General features: G+C 57.2%; 15 protein-coding genes and 1 tRNA gene. 4 read left to right on the top strand and 12 right to left on the bottom strand.

The annotated features are described in order from the left end of the window. Positions 1 to 174: 174 nt before the first annotated feature. A tRNA-Asp gene (locus ACESMB_RS04965) sits at positions 175 to 251 on the bottom strand. 261 nt (positions 252 to 512) lie between these two features. Between ACESMB_RS04965 and ACESMB_RS04960 the strand changes: the two genes are divergently transcribed. Next, positions 513 to 1,388 carry a MaoC family dehydratase gene (locus ACESMB_RS04960; RefSeq protein WP_372971042.1) on the top strand — a complete coding sequence of 292 codons (876 nt, stop codon included), beginning with the start codon at positions 513 to 515 and terminating at the stop codon, positions 1,386 to 1,388. A 4-nt stretch (positions 1,389 to 1,392) separates the two neighbouring features. On the opposite strand, the gene ACESMB_RS04955 is transcribed toward ACESMB_RS04960, so the two are convergent. The 3 genes from ACESMB_RS04955 to ACESMB_RS04945 are packed head-to-tail and all read right to left on the bottom strand — an operon-like array spanning position 1,393 to position 6,100. Next, a complete protein-coding gene (locus ACESMB_RS04955; RefSeq protein WP_372971041.1) occupies positions 1,393 to 2,982 on the bottom strand; it encodes a response regulator in 1,590 nt (529 codons plus the stop codon). Positions 2,983 to 3,027: 45 nt separating this feature from the next. Next, positions 3,028 to 3,654 (bottom strand): response regulator FixJ, encoded by a 627-nt coding sequence (gene fixJ / locus ACESMB_RS04950; RefSeq protein ID WP_372971040.1) that lies wholly within the window; start codon positions 3,652 to 3,654, stop codon positions 3,028 to 3,030. A gap of 37 nt (positions 3,655 to 3,691) precedes the next feature. Then, positions 3,692 to 6,100 carry a Lon protease family protein gene (locus tag ACESMB_RS04945; protein ID WP_372971039.1) on the bottom strand — a complete coding sequence of 803 codons (2,409 nt, stop codon included), beginning with the start codon at positions 6,098 to 6,100 and terminating at the stop codon, positions 3,692 to 3,694. Positions 6,101 to 6,267: 167 nt separating this feature from the next. Between ACESMB_RS04945 and ACESMB_RS04940 the strand changes: the two genes are divergently transcribed. Then, on the top strand, positions 6,268 to 6,552 hold the full coding sequence (locus ACESMB_RS04940) for a hypothetical protein (RefSeq protein ID WP_372971038.1): 285 nt from the start codon (positions 6,268 to 6,270) through the stop codon (positions 6,550 to 6,552). 44 nt (positions 6,553 to 6,596) lie between these two features. Here the strand turns inward: ACESMB_RS04940 and ACESMB_RS04935 are convergent, their stop codons facing one another. The 3 genes from ACESMB_RS04935 to ACESMB_RS04925 all read right to left on the bottom strand — a co-directional run bounded on the left by ACESMB_RS04935 (position 6,597) and on the right by ACESMB_RS04925 (position 8,799). After that, positions 6,597 to 7,067, bottom strand: coding sequence for a flavodoxin family protein (locus ACESMB_RS04935; protein ID WP_372971037.1), 471 nt, complete (start codon positions 7,065 to 7,067; stop codon positions 6,597 to 6,599). A 38-nt stretch (positions 7,068 to 7,105) separates the two neighbouring features. Beyond that, entirely contained in the window at positions 7,106 to 8,152 is a 1,047-nt protein-coding gene (recA, locus tag ACESMB_RS04930; protein WP_372971036.1) for a recombinase RecA, read from the bottom strand. A 146-nt stretch (positions 8,153 to 8,298) separates the two neighbouring features. After that, positions 8,299 to 8,799, bottom strand: a complete 501-nt coding sequence (locus ACESMB_RS04925; protein ID WP_372926971.1) for a nicotinamide-nucleotide amidohydrolase family protein — start codon at positions 8,797 to 8,799, stop codon at positions 8,299 to 8,301. Positions 8,800 to 8,881: 82 nt separating this feature from the next. Between ACESMB_RS04925 and mutS the strand changes: the two genes are divergently transcribed. After that, positions 8,882 to 11,515: a DNA mismatch repair protein MutS gene (mutS, locus tag ACESMB_RS04920; protein WP_372926972.1), complete on the top strand. Its 2,634-nt coding sequence runs from the start codon at positions 8,882 to 8,884 to the stop codon at positions 11,513 to 11,515. 137 nt (positions 11,516 to 11,652) lie between these two features. Continuing rightward, complete coding sequence (gene fdxA / locus ACESMB_RS04915) at positions 11,653 to 11,976, top strand: ferredoxin FdxA (RefSeq protein WP_114613659.1); 324 nt, start codon at positions 11,653 to 11,655, stop codon at positions 11,974 to 11,976. A 9-nt stretch (positions 11,977 to 11,985) separates the two neighbouring features. Here the strand turns inward: fdxA and ACESMB_RS04910 are convergent, their stop codons facing one another. The 5 genes from ACESMB_RS04910 to ACESMB_RS04890 all read right to left on the bottom strand — a co-directional run. Continuing rightward, the gene (locus tag ACESMB_RS04910; RefSeq protein ID WP_372971035.1) at positions 11,986 to 12,651 is read right to left on the bottom strand and encodes a LysE family translocator; all 666 of its coding nucleotides are present in this window, start codon (positions 12,649 to 12,651) and stop codon (positions 11,986 to 11,988) included. Positions 12,652 to 12,682: 31 nt separating this feature from the next. Next, the gene (locus ACESMB_RS04905) at positions 12,683 to 13,717 is read right to left on the bottom strand and encodes a hypothetical protein (RefSeq protein WP_372926974.1); all 1,035 of its coding nucleotides are present in this window, start codon (positions 13,715 to 13,717) and stop codon (positions 12,683 to 12,685) included. Between the two features lie 61 nt (positions 13,718 to 13,778). Continuing rightward, on the bottom strand, positions 13,779 to 14,729 hold the full coding sequence (locus ACESMB_RS04900; protein ID WP_372926975.1) for a DegV family protein: 951 nt from the start codon (positions 14,727 to 14,729) through the stop codon (positions 13,779 to 13,781). A gap of 108 nt (positions 14,730 to 14,837) precedes the next feature. After that, positions 14,838 to 15,671: a metal-dependent hydrolase gene (locus ACESMB_RS04895; protein WP_372971034.1), complete on the bottom strand. Its 834-nt coding sequence runs from the start codon at positions 15,669 to 15,671 to the stop codon at positions 14,838 to 14,840. Between the two features lie 206 nt (positions 15,672 to 15,877). Next, on the bottom strand, positions 15,878 to 16,828 hold a 951-nt coding region (locus ACESMB_RS04890), incomplete at its 5' end, for a xanthine/uracil/vitamin C permease (RefSeq protein ID WP_372971033.1).

The following is a 16,828-nucleotide window of genomic DNA, read 5'->3' as shown; positions in this document are numbered from 1 at the left end:
GTCGTCCGGAACATCGTCGTCGTCATAATCCTCATACTGACAATCCATCAGCTCTTCTTCGTAATCAGACATCATTCATCTCCTGTGCATCAAACAGGAAAACGATGACATGCAATTGTGACCATGGGATGAACGAGAGATGACAACAGGATTATGCAATACGGGGAAGGAAAATGGCGGAGCGGACGGGACTCGAACCCGCGACCCCCGGCGTGACAGGCCGGTATTCTAACCAGCTGAACTACCGCTCCGCGTGAGCCGCCACCTCGGGCGCAATCAAGGGTGTGATTGCTCGGTGACAACGAGGGCGCATTATAAAGAGGCCGCCCCGCATGTCAACGTTTTTCATGAAAAAAGTCAGGTTGAAAGCATGCCCTCACATGGCGTCAACCATGGACACACTTGCCGGCGAGCCAGGTCAATGCCCATACTGGCCGGGTTTGCCAGACTCAGGTCTAACATTGGAGCACATCAGCCCAGAGACGCTCAGGTGTACCAGGAGAGTTAAAAATATGACAGATACTGCAATCTATCGTAATCAACCGCCGGGCTTATGGTCACTTTACAGCAAGGCATTGCTGCCGAAAGACAAGTCATCCGGCGGTGACATCCATATTCCCGAGCTATCTGCCAGGCTCATTGGCGTCAGTACCGCCAACGACAATCTGAAGCGCTACCAGAAAATCTGCGGATTCGGTACGCAAACCACCGTGCCCATCACCTGGCCCCATATTCTGGCATTTCCGCTGCATCTGAAGCTGCTCACGGAGAAAGCTTTCCCGCTGCCACTGCTGGGCCTGGTGCATCTGCGGAACGAGATCACCCAGCATCGTCCGATCGGTGCTGGGGAACCCCTGGATATTGTTGTGCGCCTGGAAGGCCAGAACAGCACCTCCAGGGGGCTGGAGTTTGACCTGGTCACCGAAGCCTGGGCCGGTGGCCGCCTGGTATGGGAGGAAAACAGCACCAACCTGTTCCGGCAGCCGGATAAAAACAAACAGAAATCCGGCGGTAAGCCACCAGAACTTCCCCACTACCCGGAGACAGTTGACATCAGCGTGCCGGAGTCCATCGGCCGCCAGTACGCCGGGGTTTCCGGAGACAGAAATCCGATACATCTGCACGCATTGACCGCCAAGGCATTCGGATTCCCCAGGGCCATCGCCCATGGCATGTGGAGCAAGGCCCGCGTGCTGGCGCTGCTGGAACAGCAGAGCGGCTGGCGACAGGAGGCGGTTTCGGTGTCCTGCCAGTTCAAAAAGCCGCTGCTCCTTCCGGGAACGGCACAGCTTAACTGGCAGACAGGGGAGTCGGGTTGGGATTATCAGCTGCTGAATGCCTCAGGCGCCGCCCCTCACCTGAGCGGTGAGGTTCACTGGGGCAGTTGAGGGTTTATTCTGCCGACCGGGGAGAGCTGGCATCGGGTGCGCAGGAGGCGCCGTCAGAGCCGGCCACCGGCAGGGTGAAATAGAAGCAGGCACCCCCATGATCCGGGCGCTCAAATCCGATATCGCCCCCCTGGGCCTGGATCAGGGAACGGCAGGTAGGCAGACCTATCCCCATGCCCTCTTCCTTGGTGGTGTAGAACGGCAGGAACAGTTTTTCTTCGGCATCATCCGGCAGGCCAATGCCGTGATCGGTCACGGAAACTCTCACGCAGCGGCTACCGGACATGGTCACAGTGACTTCCACCGGCGCTGAAGAGTCGGCACTGCGGGTTGATTCCAGGGCGTTACGGATCAGGTTCAATGCCACCTGCTGGACCTGTATCGGATCCGCCAGCACCTCGGGCACGTCATCGGCCACAGAGATTTCCACGCCTCCTTCGTTGTTGCGGATATCCACTTCTGCGAACTGGCGGGTGTCTTCAAGCAGCGCGGAAATAGACAGCACATCCTTTCCCGCCGCTGGCTTTTTCATGAACCGACGAATCCGCCGAATCACTTCGCTGGCACGGTGTGACTGGGCTTCAATCTTTTCCAGAGTTTCTTCCAGCAGCTGGTGATCAGGCTCTTCCTTTGCCAGTACGCGCTTGGCAACCCGGGCATAGTTGGTAATGGCGGTCAGCGGCTGATTTACCTCATGAGCAACTCCGGCGGCCATCTCCCCCATGGTGGTGAGGCGTGAGAAATGAGCGATCTGCTCGCGCTGCTCCTGGACCACGTTCCGGGCATCCTCCAGCGCCTTCTCACTTGCAAGATCGGCGGTGATATCGCGAAAAACCACCACCGCACCGTGCAGTTCATCCCCGTCAAGCTTCGGCGTGGAACGGTATTCCACAGGGAAAGCAGTGCCATCCGCCCGCAGCATTTCAATATCACGCTGGTTTTCCGCGACGCCCTGGCTGCAGGTGGCATAAACAGGAAGCGACTCGCATCCCTGGCCGGCGGTGCGGAAATGGAGATCAAAGAAGTTCTGGCCGATCAGGTCCTCGGCGGAGCTACGCATGATCAGGGCAGCCGCGGGATTGGCGAACACGATGATTCCGGTAGCGTCCAGGCCGTAAATGCCTTCGCTAATGGAATTCAGTATGCGGGCCTGGTCGTTTACGAGCTGACGATTCCGGGCCTGAAGTTCTCGCTCCAGCCGGATGACCCGGGCGTGGGTTTTTACCCTGGCAATCACTTCCTGGGCCTGGAAGGGCTTGGAAATATAGTCTGCACCACCAAGAGAGAAACCACGAACCTTGGCCTGGAGATCGTCCAGGGCAGACAGGAACACCACGGCGCTGTCTGAGGTGACGGAATCTGATTTCAGACGTTCACACACCTGATAGCCATCCATTTCCGGCATCATGATGTCGAGCAGAATCACTTCAGGCTGATGACGATGCGCGAGGTCCAGGGCCTTTTCACCATCGTTGGCGATTAACAGACGATAGCCCTTGTCTTTCAGGGTTTCATAGAGAACTTTCAGGTTCTGCGGGTTGTCGTCCACAAGCAAAACCGTTACGTCTGTTGTCTCCAGGACAGCATCTGTCATATAAATACGGCCGGTTACGATAGTAAATGCATAATGCCGGCCTTATCAGCGCTCGTCGATAAGGTCCTTTACGGACAGAACCATACGGACAAGGTGTGCCAGTGAGTGGGTTCCCATCTTGTGCATGACCCGTGAACGATGGATTTCCACGGTTCGCTGGCTGATTTCAAGCTCGATGGCAATAACCTTGTTGGCCTGCCCGGCAATCATCCGGTCCATGATCTCGTGCTCGCGGGGGGTCAGGCTCTTCACCCTGCGCAGGATTTCCTGTTTTTCACCGAGGGTTTTACGTTGTTCCCTGTCCTGTTCCAGCGCCGCTTCGATTTTCTGCAGCAAGGCTTCTTCCCGGTAGGGCTTCTGAATGAAATCCACTGCGCCTTCTTTCATGGCATCGACCGCCATGGGCACATCACCATGCCCCGTCACAAAGATGATCGGAAGAATGGAGTGCTTTTCGTTCAGCTTTTTCTGAAGCTCCATACCATCCATACCCGGCATACGGATATCCAGCACAATGCAGCCAGCCATCTTTTCGGAATAGTCCTTCAGAAACGCGTTGGCATTGTCATAAGTACTGACCGGCTTGCCATCGGATTTCAGCAGCAGCTCCAGGGAATCACGAACCGCCTCATCATCCTCAACTACGTACACCGTTTGCTGGGTATTAGTCATGTGCTTTGCCTCTCCTTTCAATTACCACCGAGCGCTCTCAGTGAATCGACGGATCTTTGTGGTCGTCCCGTGCATGTTCCTGACGTTCGTGCTCGCGCATTTTTTCCAGACGTTGCTGAATCATGCCAAAAACACTCTGTTTGGGATACCTGCCTTTATTGTCTGCTTTACCTGCCGGCTTGCCCAGCAAAAGGGTGATGGCTTCTTCTGCACGGGTCACCGAGTGCACGGCAAACTTACCGTCACGCACGGCCTGGACAACGTCCTGGTCGAGCATAAGGTTCTGCACATTGGTTCCAGGTACGATCACACCCTGGGTTCCAGTCAGCCCTCCGGTCAGTTTACAGGTACTGTAGAAACCCTCGACCTTCTCATTGACGCCACCAATCGGCTGGACTTCGCCAAACTGGTTCACCGAGCCGGTAATCGCCAGGTCCTGACGCACCGGCAAGCCGGACAACGCCGAAACCAGCGCACACATTTCCGCCAGCGAAGCGCTGTCACCATCTACTTCACCATAGTTCTGTTCAAACGTCAGACTCGCCGACAGGTGCATCGGGTCAGTGACGGCAAAATGGGCAGAAAGCCAGGAGCTGAGAATCATAACGCCCTTGGAGTGGATATTGCCCCCGAGTTTCACATCACGCTCGATATCCATCACACCGCCATCACCATAATAGCAGGTGGCGGTAATCCGGTTGGACAGGCCGAATTCGAAGCCCCCCGTCGACAGCACCGAAAGCGCGTTCACCTGCCCGACACAGGTGCCGGTGGTCGATACCAGTGTTGAACCGTCACGTATCGAGTCATAGAACTGATCGCGGATACGGCTACTTCGATAACGGGCACTTTCCAGTGCCTGATCCACGTGAGAATTCTGGATCAGTCGGGCCCCTGCCTGCCGGGCCCAGTAGTCGGACTCGCGCAACAGGTTGGCAATGTCTGCCGCATGCAATGACAGCCGATCCTGGTGCTCGGCCATGCGCGCGCTGTGTTCAATGATGCGGGCCACTGCCTTATTGTTGCAGTGAAGAAGTTTCTTTTCGTCCACCAGGCTGGCGATAAACTTGGCGTAGAGCAGCTGGCTCTCGTCTGTGCGCATCATTTCGTTCTCGAAATCCGCCGTCACCCGGAACAGTTCTGCGAACTCGGGATCGTATTCCTGCAGCAACATCCAGGTTTCCCGGTCGCCAAACAGCACGATTTTCACATCCAGCGGAATTTCCTCCGGCTCCAGTGAAATAGTGCCGGACAGGGTCAGCTCCCTTTCCAGGGAGTTGATCTGGATGGATTTGGACCGCAGCGCCCGCTTGATGCCATCCCAGACGAACGGTTGCTCCAAAACCTTGATGGCATCCATCAACAGATAGCCGCCATTGGCGCGATGAAGGCTGCCAGGGCGGATAAGTGAGAAATCGGTAAACACGGTGCCCTTGAAGGTCACGCTCTCCACGTATCCAAACAGGTTGTGATAAGTGGGATTGTCTTCCACTACCACCGGCACTTCGTCTGTTTTCTGATGAACCAGTACATTCACCAGATACCGCCGGGGCATCTTCTTGTCCAGAGACGCGTAGGCGATCGCCGCCTGCTCTTCATTGTCTTCCAGGAAGATTTCCAGGCTTTCCGAGAGATCCTTGCGGACAGCCTCGAAGTACGCCACCACATCCGGCTGGTCCCGGTACTTTTCCACCAGCTCGTCGATCTGGTGGCCTGAGATACCTTCCAGCGTTTCCTCGTTGAGCGCCTGTTGGCTCTCTGCGTATTCCTGCTCCCAGTCCGCCAGTTTCCGTAACGCGTGCCTCAGCTTCTTCTCAAGTTTGTTGATATCGCTCTCAAACTTCTCCCGCTGCTCTTCGGTCAGGGCCTGGAAGGATTCGGCGGTGTGGGCTTCGTCTCCGTTCATGGCCACCAGACGATAGCCACCGGGGGTGGTGATGTTCAGGCTGACCTTTTTACGCTTTGCCTGGGCGGCCACCTTTTCCAGCTCGTCTTCCTGCTTTTTGGCGTACTCATTCTTCAGCTGCTCGGCACGCTCAAGAAAGCTGTCACTGTCGAAAGTCTGGGGAATCATCTTCATCAGACGTCCCATCAGCTTTTCCATGTCCTGTTTCAGCTCAGTGCCTTTGCCAGCCGGCAGCCTCAGCATCCGGGGAACACGCGGCTCCTCGAAGTTGGCCACGTAGCACCAGTCGTGGCTCTGATTATCAGTATCCACATGATGTTCCAGGTAACGCAGCATCATGGTGCGCTTACCCAGCCCGTTGCGACCGACCGCGTAGACGTTATAGCCACCATGGGGCATGGCCAGGGCAAAGCGTACCGCCGCTTGCGCCCGGTTCTGGCCAACAATTTCCGCCAGGGGTTCAAGTTGTCGGGTGGTTTTGAACGGTAAATCTTTTAAAACACAGGCTTTGTAGAGCTGGTTCAGGGACAGTGACTTCAAGGTTCGGTCCTGTAACGGTATGAAAGCATTTGGTGTTGGCCGGTCATTGTAGAATCTGGGGCTCTCCCTGTCGCGCCAAGGCTAAAGATTTAGCCAAACTTGTCGATAAATTGAACAATCGGGCATGATTATTCACCAGGTACAAGCACAGCAGGATACCCAACAGGATGGATATCTATCGAAATCAATCACAACCGCTAACGGTGCTGGAGTCACTGCGCAAACGCAAACCAGTGCCCCCACCGCAACTACAACCGGCAACTCCGCCACCGGAGGAACAGCAGGGCGATCGCAGGGTACAACCGGACAGACGTCGCACGCAGGTAGCTTTTGAAGGGCCGGACCGCCGCAAGAAGCGCTCCCGGCGAAGCCCCCGCCTGCTCAATCCGAGGACCGGAGAAGCCGCACCCACGGAAGACCGCAGGGGCAGGCTGGTCAGCACGCGGGCATAGAACATCAGTGCCGAATGGGCAGCATTCGGTGACCAGAACCTGACCTAGAACAGGCCCGCGTCCAGGCTGGCCGCCATGTAAAGCCCCAGCTCCCGACACTGATCTTCGAATTCATCCCGATACTCACCGTGGCAGAGCAGGGGCTCCTGCACCAGGCGCCAGCGCAGGCCCGTGGTGATGGAATCAATGGCACGATGGGTACCGGTGCCGTCAAGCCCGGCGCGGATGTAGAAGGTAAAAGGAAGGCCCTGGGTCTGCTCCAGGCAGGGGTAGTAGGTGCGATCAAAGAAGTCCTTGAGAGCGCCGCTCATATAACCAAGGTTTTCAGTAGTGCCGAGGATGACGGCATCACAGGCCAGAACGTTGTCCGGCCCGGCTTCCAGTGGCGGCAGGACTGTCACCTCGACGTTCTCGATATCCGGGTGTTTTGCGCCCTGCTCTACCGCTTCCCGCAGTTTGAGCGTATTCGGGGAGGGAGCGTGAGCAACGACCAGTAGTCTTTTCTTCGCATCCATACCACCTCCCCAGACAGTGCGGGAATTCTTAACAGTGCTTAAAGAAGTTCACCATTGGCATCTGCTGTTGTCTCTTCGGCCGCCTCTTTTTTCACCGGCTTGGGCATCAGCTTGTCGCGCACAGCGGCTTCAATTTCTTTGGCGATGTCCAGGTTCTCTTCCAGGAACTTGCAAGCGTTGGCCTTGCCCTGGCCAATCTTGTCGCCCTTATAGGCGTACCAGGCGCCGGCTTTATCAACAAAACCTTCTTTAACGCCCATGTCGAGCACTTCTGCCATGTGGTAGATGCCCTTGCCGTACATGATCTGGAATTCGGCCTGCCTGAACGGAGGGGCGACCTTGTTCTTGACCACTTTTACCCGAGTTTCGTTACCGACCACTTCGTCGCCATCTTTCACCGAGCCGATGCGACGGATATCCAGACGAACGGAAGAGTAGAATTTCAGAGCATTACCGCCGGTGGTGGTTTCTGGGCTGCCGAACATAACACCAATCTTCATGCGGATCTGGTTGATGAAGATAAGCAGGCAGTTGGCGTGCTTGATGTTACCGGTCAGTTTACGCAGGGCCTGGGACATCAGGCGAGCCTGCAGACCAACATGGCTGTCGCCCATCTCGCCTTCGATTTCGGCTTTCGGGGTCAGGGCTGCCACCGAGTCAACAATGATGACGTCTACCGCATTCGAGCGCACCAGCATGTCAGCGATTTCCAGCGCCTGCTCACCGGTATCCGGCTGGGATACCAGCAGGTCGTCCACATTCACGCCCAGCTTCTCGGCATAGATGGGATCAAGGGCATGCTCGGCATCGATAAAGGCGCAGGTCTTGCCGTCTTTCTGGGCTTCGGCGATCACCTGGAGGGTGAGCGTGGTTTTACCAGAGCTTTCCGGACCGTAGATTTCACAGATCCGACCGTATGGCAGGCCGCCAATACCCAGCGCTACGTCCAGGCCAAGGGAACCGGTGGACACCGCGGGAATGGCTTCCCGTGGCTGATCGCCCATTTTCATCACGGCACCCTTGCCGAACTGGCGTTCAATCTGGCTGAGTGCAGCACTCAGTGCTTTGTTGCGGTTGTCTTCCATCGTTGCAAACCCTCTGTCGCCAATGCCGTTATCGGGACGGGAGCCCGACGGCCGAAATCATGAACATCGGGACCCGGAAAACGCGGATCCCTGTATATTTGAACAGTATTAAAACATAACACGGGAGCAAGACCAACCCCTCCGATTCAGGAGTTTTCCAGAAACCCCCTAACCCCCTGTAAAGCATACAGAACCGCCTGGCGACGCACCTGATCACGGTCTCCGGGAAAAGTTTCAACCACGGCAACGGTATCCGCCGGTGAGCTGCCCCAGGCAAACCACACAGTACCCACCGGTTTATCTTCACTGCCGCCGCCGGGGCCGGCTACGCCGCTGATGGCAACCGCAACGCCCGCTCCCGTAGCTGCCAGAGCACCTGCGACCATTTCCCGAACCACCGGTTCGCTGACGGCACCATGTTCATTTAGAGACGGCTCAGTGACACCCAGCAACTCCCTTTTCGCGTTATTGCTGTAGGTGACAAGCCCTGCCACAACGTAGGCCGAGGAGCCAGCGCGGTCGGTGAGTACCTTGGCGACCCAGCCGCCGGTGCAGCTTTCAGCGGTGGCAATGGTACGCTGTTGCCGCTCCAGCAATTCGGCCAGGTGGTCACCGGCTTCCGCCAATGCCTCATCAGTCAGTGGCATAATGATCTCCTTCGTTTCATCATGGCGGTTATTTTCTTACAATCCCTGCCTTCGAATAAAGCCAATGGATCCGGAACCGTTCATGTCAGCAGCCCAGACCGATCTGTCCCAGCACACGCCGATGATGAGGCAATACCTCAAAATCAAGGGCGAACATCCCAACGAACTGGTGTTCTACCGCATGGGGGACTTCTACGAGCTGTTCTACGACGACGCCCGCAAGGCCGCGGAGCTGATGGACATCACCCTGACTGCCCGCGGCCAGTCGGGCGGCAGCCCGATTCCCATGGCGGGCATTCCTTACCATTCCGCTGAGGGTTACATTGCACGTCTGGTCCGGGCTGGTCAATCCATCGCCATCTGTGAACAGATTGGCGATCCGGCCACCAGCAAGGGTCCGGTCGACCGCCAGGTCGTGCGCATCGTGACACCGGGCACCCTCAGCGACGACGCCTTCCTGGAAGACCGCCGCGATAACCTTCTGGTAGCTATATACAGTCGCAGGGAACAGTTCGGATTTGCCTCGCTGGACATTTCCAGCGGGCGATTCACCGTCTCCGAACTGAATGACCTGGAAAGCCTCCAGGGAGAGCTCCAGCGGCTACGGCCAGCGGAAATTCTCGTCAGCGAGGACTTCCCCTACCAGGACGTACTGGAAGGCTATACTGGCATCCGCCGCCAGGGCCCCTGGCTGTTTGAAGCCGACACTGCCCGCCGCGTGCTTACCCAGCAGCTACAGGTACGAGACCTGACCGGATTTGGCTGTGACGACCTCACGCTGGCGATCTGTGCAGCCGGTTGCCTGCTCCAGTACGCCAGGGAAACCCAGCGCACCGCACTGCCCCACATTCGTAAGCTCAGCCGCGAGCGCCGTGAAGAGGCGGTCATCCTGGATGCCACTAGCCGCCGCAACCTGGAAATCGACACCAACCTGATGGGCGGCACCCAGCACACCCTGGCCTGGGTGATGGACCGCACCGCCACCGCCATGGGTGGCCGCCAGCTCCGGCGCTGGCTGAACCGGCCACTACGTGATGTAACGGTGGTTGAACAGCGCCAGCAAGCCGTTTCCGCGCTGCTGGACGGATTTCACTACGAGCCGGTCCATGACCTGCTTAAAAGCATTGGCGATATCGAGCGGGTTCTGGCGCGGGTAGCGTTACGTTCTGCCCGTCCCCGGGATCTGTCGCGATTAAGGGATGCTTTTCAGTCCCTGCCGGATCTGCAGCAGGCCCTGAAGCCGGTGAACTCCCACCACATCGTCAGGCTGGCCACCAACATCAGCGAATACCCGGAACTGGCGGACATGCTGGAGCGGGCTATCATCGACAACCCGCCGGTGGTGATTCGCGACGGTGGCGTTATCCGGGAAGGATTTGATGACGAGCTGGACGAGCTACGCAATATCAGCGAGAACGCTGGCCAGTTTCTGCTGGATGTGGAAACCCGGGAAAGGGAACGTACCGGCATCAGCACCCTCAAGGTGGGCTACAATCGGGTGCACGGCTATTACATTGAAATCACCCGCGCCCAGTCCGGCCAGGCGCCGGTGGATTACATCCGCCGCCAGACCCTGAAGAACGCAGAACGGTTTATCACCCCGGAACTGAAAGAGTTTGAGGACAAGGCCCTCAGTGCCAAGAGCCGCTCACTGGCACGGGAAAAAGCACTTTACGATGAAGTACTGGAAACCGTTGCTGCCCAACTGGCACCACTGCAGGACGCCGCCCAGGCCCTGGCGGAACTGGATGTGCTCAGCAACTTCGCCGAGCGGGCCACCAGCCTGCGCTTCAATGCCCCGGAATTCAGCGACACACCCGGTTTCGACATCGAGGAAGGCCGCCATCCGGTGGTGGAGCAGCTCCTGAGCGACCCATACGTGCCCAACGACCTGCTGATGGACCAGCAGCGCCGCATGCTGGTGATCACCGGCCCCAACATGGGCGGTAAGTCCACCTACATGCGCCAGGCGGCTCTGATTGCCCTGCTGGCCTATACCGGCAGTTTTGTGCCCGCCAACCGTGTGGTTATCGGACCGGTGGACCGCATTTTCACCCGCATGGGTTCATCCGACGACATAGCCGGCGGGCGCTCAACCTTTATGGTGGAGATGACAGAAACCGCCAATATCCTCCATAACGCCACCGAACACAGCCTGGTACTGATGGACGAGGTTGGGCGCGGTACCAGTACCTTTGACGGCCTGTCCCTGGCCTGGGCCACAGCAGATCATCTGGCCAAGCAGATTCGCTGCTATACCCTGTTTGCCACCCACTATTTCGAACTCACGCAACTGGCCGATGATCTCGAGCACGCCGTTAACGTTCACCTGACGGCCACGGAACACGACGACACCATCGTCTTCCTGCACAATGTCCACGACGGCCCGGCCAGCCAGAGTTACGGACTACAGGTGGCCAAACTGGCAGGCGTTCCCCAGGATGTTATCCGCAACGCACGGGAACAACTGTCCCATCTTGAGGGCAGCGCCGCGCCGGCCAACCCGGCGCCCGGCAAAGCCGCAACTGCCCCGGCCGAGCCAGACAAACCGAACCGCCCGGTCCGGGTCAGCGAACCGGCGATGCAGGGAGATATGTTTGCCAACCTTGAACCCAGCAGGGTGGAAGAAACCCTGGCGGAACTGGACATTGATGGGCTGACACCCCGGGATGCGCTGAACCGACTGTACGAACTCAAGGAACTACTGGGAAAGTAAGCGGAAAATGCGTCAGAATTGACCCATGTAATAACGATATAGCGCCTCGGCGCTTGCGACCAGGCAGGCCGCTCAATACAATATCGCGCAATTATTATTACTCCGATGAGATTGACTACTGGACCAGGAAACTGACTATGACGTTTGTCGTTACCGATAACTGCATCAAGTGCAAATACACGGATTGCGTGGAAGTATGCCCGGTTGACTGCTTCTACGAAGGCCCGAATTTTCTGGTAATCGATCCGGACGAGTGCATCGACTGCGCCCTGTGTGAGCCGGAGTGCCCAGCAGAGGCCATCTTCTCGGAAGACGAGCTGCCCGCGGACCAGGTCCAGTTTGTTGAACTAAACGCTGATCTGGCAGGTAAGTGGCCGAATATCACCGAAAAGAAGGACCCGCTGCCGGACGCCGAAGAATGGGACGGCAAGCCAGACAAATTGCAGTACCTCGAGAAGTAACGGCTGCACTCACTGCGTAGCCAGTTTTGCCCCCATGGCAATAAAGAAACCGCCGGTCAGGGCGTTCAGCGTGCGCTTGACGCCCTGACTCACCCCAAGCCGGCGTGATTTGACCACCAGCACCGCCAATCCGCATTGCCACCCCATTGCCAGTACAAAGTGAACCGCTGCAAGGAACAGTGACTGCTGGAAGGCATTCCCGGTGGGATCGATAAACTGTGGCAATAACGCCATATAGAACAGTGCAGTCTTGGGGTTCAGCACGTTGGACAACAGGCCCTCACGAAAAGCCACCCTGGCTGAAACCGGCTTCACAAGGGGCGCCACGAAATCAGCGGGATGAGGCTCTGCCCCCCTATCTGGCGCGCACTTAATCGCCTGGCGTAATGAGCTCAGCCCGAGCCAGATCAGATAACAGGCACCCGCCCATTTGAGCACCGTAAATGCCCAGGCGGTCTCGACCAGCAATACTGAAATACCCAGGGCTGACAGGGTGGCATGAATAAACAGCCCGCAACAGATGCCAATGCTGGTTACGCAACCATCCCGCAGGCCGCTCTGCAATCCACCCCGACCGGCATTACGCATTACCAGCAACGTATCCACTCCCGGTGTTACCGTCAGCAGTGAAATGGCCACCAGATAGGCCCAGAACAGATCGGTTGGTATCCACACGTCCAAACATCCCCGGCGACAGCAGGCGTATTCAGTTCGACTGCTGCAAAAGCTCTTTTGCCGCCGCAGACCTGTAAAATGGTTCAAGACGACGGCGGATCAGGGCCTCAAGATACCCCTCCTCCCGCAATACGTCTATCACCGGGACTGCCAGGGCATCCACTTCTGCCATTACCAGATTACGGTCGACGCCAACCTCGCCAAGCAGCTCAATCACCGGCCTGTCACCGTACATGGCGAACAGGTGCTCCACCACCGCCCTGGCACAACCCTCAAAATACGCGGTCTTGCGGAACTGCAGCCAGAACTCGTACCCCAGCACCACGAACCCCTGCAGTTGCTCGTCGCCCAGGCCCTCGTGGAGCTCTTCAATCGTGCGGTCCTCCACGGCAACCCAGGCAGCCATCACACTATCGCGCAGTTCGTCATCCGTCAGGGCCCTGTGAAGGAACTGTTCACTGCGAGCAATCAGCCCCGGCAGACTGTCCGACAGCCAGGTCTTGAAACCCCGTTCGAAGGATTCATCCAGCCCGGGCATCGCTTTGTTGGCCATACGCTTGCCAAATTTCATCATCGAGCCGACGCCGGGAACACTCTTGGTGACCAGATTATCCTCGTAGAGGTAATTCATCACGCCCTGGTACACCAGATTCGAAGCCAGCTCCTGGTAGACCGGATGCGCCATAATCCCACTGATCACCCGCTCCCGCTGCTTCCGGAGTTCCAGCGCTTGCTCAAGAAAACCGGTGGCCTGCTCCCTGGTAATGATGTCCTTTAGCCGCGAGGTTCGCTGGACCGGGGCATTCAGTACTTCCGTCGCCATCTCTCCTGCCATTTCCGGTATCCCGGCGTCCAGCTCCATGTCGATCACAATGCGCTGGATCACCCCCATCACCTGCTCTGGTGAGATCAGACGATTCAGTGCAATGCTACCGGCGTAATCAAACAGTTCATCCACCTCGGTTGCCAGAAATCGCCGCAGTTTAGTGCCTTTCAGGGACGCGAGTTCGTGTTTCACATGCTGTTCGAGAAGAGCATTGGCGAGGTCCGTTTTGCCTTTGGTCATAATCAGGGTCCGGTACTATCTGGAAATGGCAGGGCTGCCCCCAGGGTTCATAAGACGAGTACTACTGAAAATCATTGAATTCATGAGGCTCAGCCGCCAACGCAAGACACAGGCTGCCGGGGCCGACGTAGATACTGCTGGTTATCCCCATCTGGGACAACAACAGCTCGATACCGTTTTTCTCACAGGCATCCCGTAGGCGATTCAGGCCGGGGAGGTCCTCGATCTCGGTCCAGGTCAGCCCACAGGAGAGACTGACATAGGGGGTCAGAAGCCCTGCCTCGACCCGGCCCACTGCGTAGTTCATGACTTTTTCCACTGCAATGTCGAAACTGCGGGTTTTGGCCGCAGGCTGGCCCTCGGCACCCAGCCCGAAAATCACCGGCGTAATGTTCAGCGCCTTGCCCAGAAACGCCACCAGCGCCGACACACTCTTGTCTCCCCGCTTGCGGGCACGCTCCCGTATGTAATGCAGATCCCGCGGAATAACACAGGTGTAGATCTTGTCGGTGAACATTTCCACTTCGTTACGGAGGGCGTTTTTCGACAGTTTCTGCTCAGTCAGCCTGAGGGTGTGGGCCGCCAACAGTCCCTGACCGGCGAAAATCTGCTTGCTGTCGATAACACGCATGGAAAATTTGCCGTCCCGCCCGGCAGCCTTGCGCGCTTCCTGATAATGCGACATTACGCTGTTCATGGCTTCGGTGGCATTCTGGAAGATCAGGCTGCGGGAGCGGGTAACGGTTTCACAAATCGCGACATCAAACTGGGTAACGATTTTCTCCATGAACAGATCATGAGTCTGCTCGGCGGAGAAGGCCTGCGTCTCGGCATGGTGGCCTTTCTGGAGCAAGCCACTCTGGTAGAACTCCTGGGTTCGCACCGGATCATGCCCATCAATGTAGGTCTGGCCGTCGATTACAGCAGTGACGGGTAGGACAAACAGGTCGTGCTTGCGACTGAACTCATAAGGCAGATCGCAGGCTGAATCCACTATAAGACCGACGCGCATGGGAGCCTCCAGCTGCGGGAAGTTGGTCCTGCCGGATACTTCCCTTTATTGTCATTTTTCGTGGCAGCGCTCAGTCTTGCACAAAGCCATGGCAATTTCAGCACCCTGCTAGCCGGCAGTTTGCTCCAGCTCAAGTTCGTTGAGGTTTTTATCGATCAGATCACGATTATCCTGTTGCCAGGGGTGAAAGCCCTCACGGAAATAGGCCAGAAAGTCCGGCAGGCACTTGCGCAGAATACCCGGCTTCCCCCAGAGAAAGTTCAGACCACCGATCCAGGTGCCCGGGCTCCATAGCTTGCCATCGGTTTTCAGCAGGCTGCAGGTGTTGAGAAAGGTGTATTTGAAGAAATTCCAGGTTACGAACAGGAACACCATCCGCCGCAACCGCTCATTACCCACGCATTGGCGATAGACATCGAAAGCCACGGATTTGTGCTCGGTTTCTTCTATGGCGTGCCAGCGCCACAACCTGGCCATACCGGGGGTGGCGCCCTCCATCCATTGGGGATCCTTGAGAATGGCATTCGCCAGCACCGCGGTGTAGTGCTCGGCACCGCAGGTTCCGGCCAGTTGGCGACTTGGCGGCAGGTTGCCCACCCACTCCATGTGCTTGCGGAAACGCTCGTCGATGGCATCGATATCATAGCCCCGCGCCTTCAGAGCCTGGTTGTAATGCTTGTGCTCACGGCTGTGCAGTGCTTCCTGGCCGATAAACCCGCGAATTTCCTCTTTCAGCTTGGGGTCATCCACCTGATCACGATAAAGGCGGACTGCATTGATGAACTGCTGCTCCCCGTCCGGAAACTGAAGGGAAAGTGCGTTGAAGAAGGCCGTGCGAAAGGCATCATTACTATGCCAGAGAGTCTTGAGGTCGTCGGCAAGATCAAAGCGCAGGTGCCGTGGGGCAACGGAAACACCTTCCGGGGTGGAACTGATGGTCATGACTGCCTCCGGTTTATTGTGATTATGGGGCGGAATTCAGTTTAAACCCGAATTCAACTCCAAAGGAAGGCAGGAACAGCAAAAAGCGGACAGATTGTCACAAAATGACAGTTCGTCAAAAGACATAAAAAAGGAGGTATGGCAACGCCGATACCTCCAAGGACACACAGGGGTTGATGGCCTCCGGCGATTGCCGAGGCCCTCGTTCAGTGCTCTTTCGCCGCCTTCACTCCCGGAGCTTCCGGGTCGGCGGTAAATCCGATCAGTTTGGTGCGTTCAATCAGGAAATACAGTACCGCACCGGTGGCCAGGCCCCAGCCCGCACCGTAGACCGCCAGTACCACACCCATGGTGCCGGCAATGCCACGCTCGGTATTATTCTCCAGTTGCTCAAGCCCGACCATCAGGCAGATATAGCCGGTCAGAAGCAGGGTAAGCGACAGCGCAATCGGCAAAACCGGCTGGAAAAAGCTCACCAGCGGCAGCATGAATACGGCAATGAAACCGGTAATCCAGAAGGTGCCACCACCACTGTAGATGGACTCCATGGCATTGCGGCCATACTTGTAGCGCTCGGCCATGGTAGCCGTTACTGCGGTCCAGATCGGGCCCGCCAGGCCGGGATAGGGCGCAAAGAAGGCATGTCCACCGTTACGCAGAGCGGTTACCAGGTGTACACGGTCAATGCTGTTGTCGATGTCTTCGTCTTTGCGCAAGTGGTCCACGCGGCTCATCAGCGACTGGCCCACAACGATATCGCCGAAGGCAATCACGTAGGCAATTACTGCAGTCGGGATGGCATAAAGGAACACATTGGCATCCGGGAAACCAACCGAGAACGGCAGGTAATTCCACAGTTCGTCAAACGCCGGCCTGGTAATACCCCATTCCACACTGGGTACGGCGTACTCGCCGGTCGCGAAACCCACCACAATGGCTACGACCATGCCCGGCACCATGCCGTAGTTGGCAATTTTCCGGGCGATGCTGTTGCTGTCCACAAACCCTTTGAAGGAAACAGAGAACATCAGGTATAGACAGACAAGGCCACCGATAATCAGGGAGATCGGCGTTTCTGCCAGCCGGCCGCCGGCTTCGATTTCACCCATCAGGGCCGCAATACCAGCACCGATGATGATACCGCCTTTCATGGACCG

The organism is Marinobacter sp. (genome assembly GCF_041686475.1).
Taxonomy (GTDB): Bacteria; Pseudomonadota; Gammaproteobacteria; order Pseudomonadales; family Oleiphilaceae; genus Marinobacter.
Note: the sequence above shows the minus strand (reverse complement) of the source record. Positions and strands in the feature narration are given on the sequence as shown.

Bases quoted from the DNA above. Each gene is read 5' to 3' on its own strand.
- fdxA (WP_114613659.1), top strand. From the start codon at position 11,653: ATGACGTTTGTCGTTACCGATAACTGCATCAAGTGCAAATACACGGAT.
- ACESMB_RS04900 (WP_372926975.1), bottom strand. From the start codon at position 14,729: ATGCGCGTCGGTCTTATAGTGGATTCAGCCTGCGATCTGCCTTATGAG.
- ACESMB_RS04925 (WP_372926971.1), bottom strand. From the start codon at position 8,799: ATGCCACTGACTGATGAGGCATTGGCGGAAGCCGGTGACCACCTGGCC.
- ACESMB_RS04955 (WP_372971041.1), bottom strand. From the start codon at position 2,982: ATGACAGATGCTGTCCTGGAGACAACAGACGTAACGGTTTTGCTTGTG.
- fixJ (WP_372971040.1), bottom strand. From the start codon at position 3,654: ATGACTAATACCCAGCAAACGGTGTACGTAGTTGAGGATGATGAGGCG.
- mutS (WP_372926972.1), top strand. From the start codon at position 8,882: ATGTCAGCAGCCCAGACCGATCTGTCCCAGCACACGCCGATGATGAGG.
- ACESMB_RS04895 (WP_372971034.1), bottom strand. From the start codon at position 15,671: ATGACCATCAGTTCCACCCCGGAAGGTGTTTCCGTTGCCCCACGGCAC.
- ACESMB_RS04960 (WP_372971042.1), top strand. From the start codon at position 513: ATGACAGATACTGCAATCTATCGTAATCAACCGCCGGGCTTATGGTCA.
- ACESMB_RS04905 (WP_372926974.1), bottom strand. From the start codon at position 13,717: ATGACCAAAGGCAAAACGGACCTCGCCAATGCTCTTCTCGAACAGCAT.
- recA (WP_372971036.1), bottom strand. From the start codon at position 8,152: ATGGAAGACAACCGCAACAAAGCACTGAGTGCTGCACTCAGCCAGATT.
- ACESMB_RS04935 (WP_372971037.1), bottom strand. From the start codon at position 7,067: ATGGATGCGAAGAAAAGACTACTGGTCGTTGCTCACGCTCCCTCCCCG.
- ACESMB_RS04940 (WP_372971038.1), top strand. From the start codon at position 6,268: ATGGATATCTATCGAAATCAATCACAACCGCTAACGGTGCTGGAGTCA.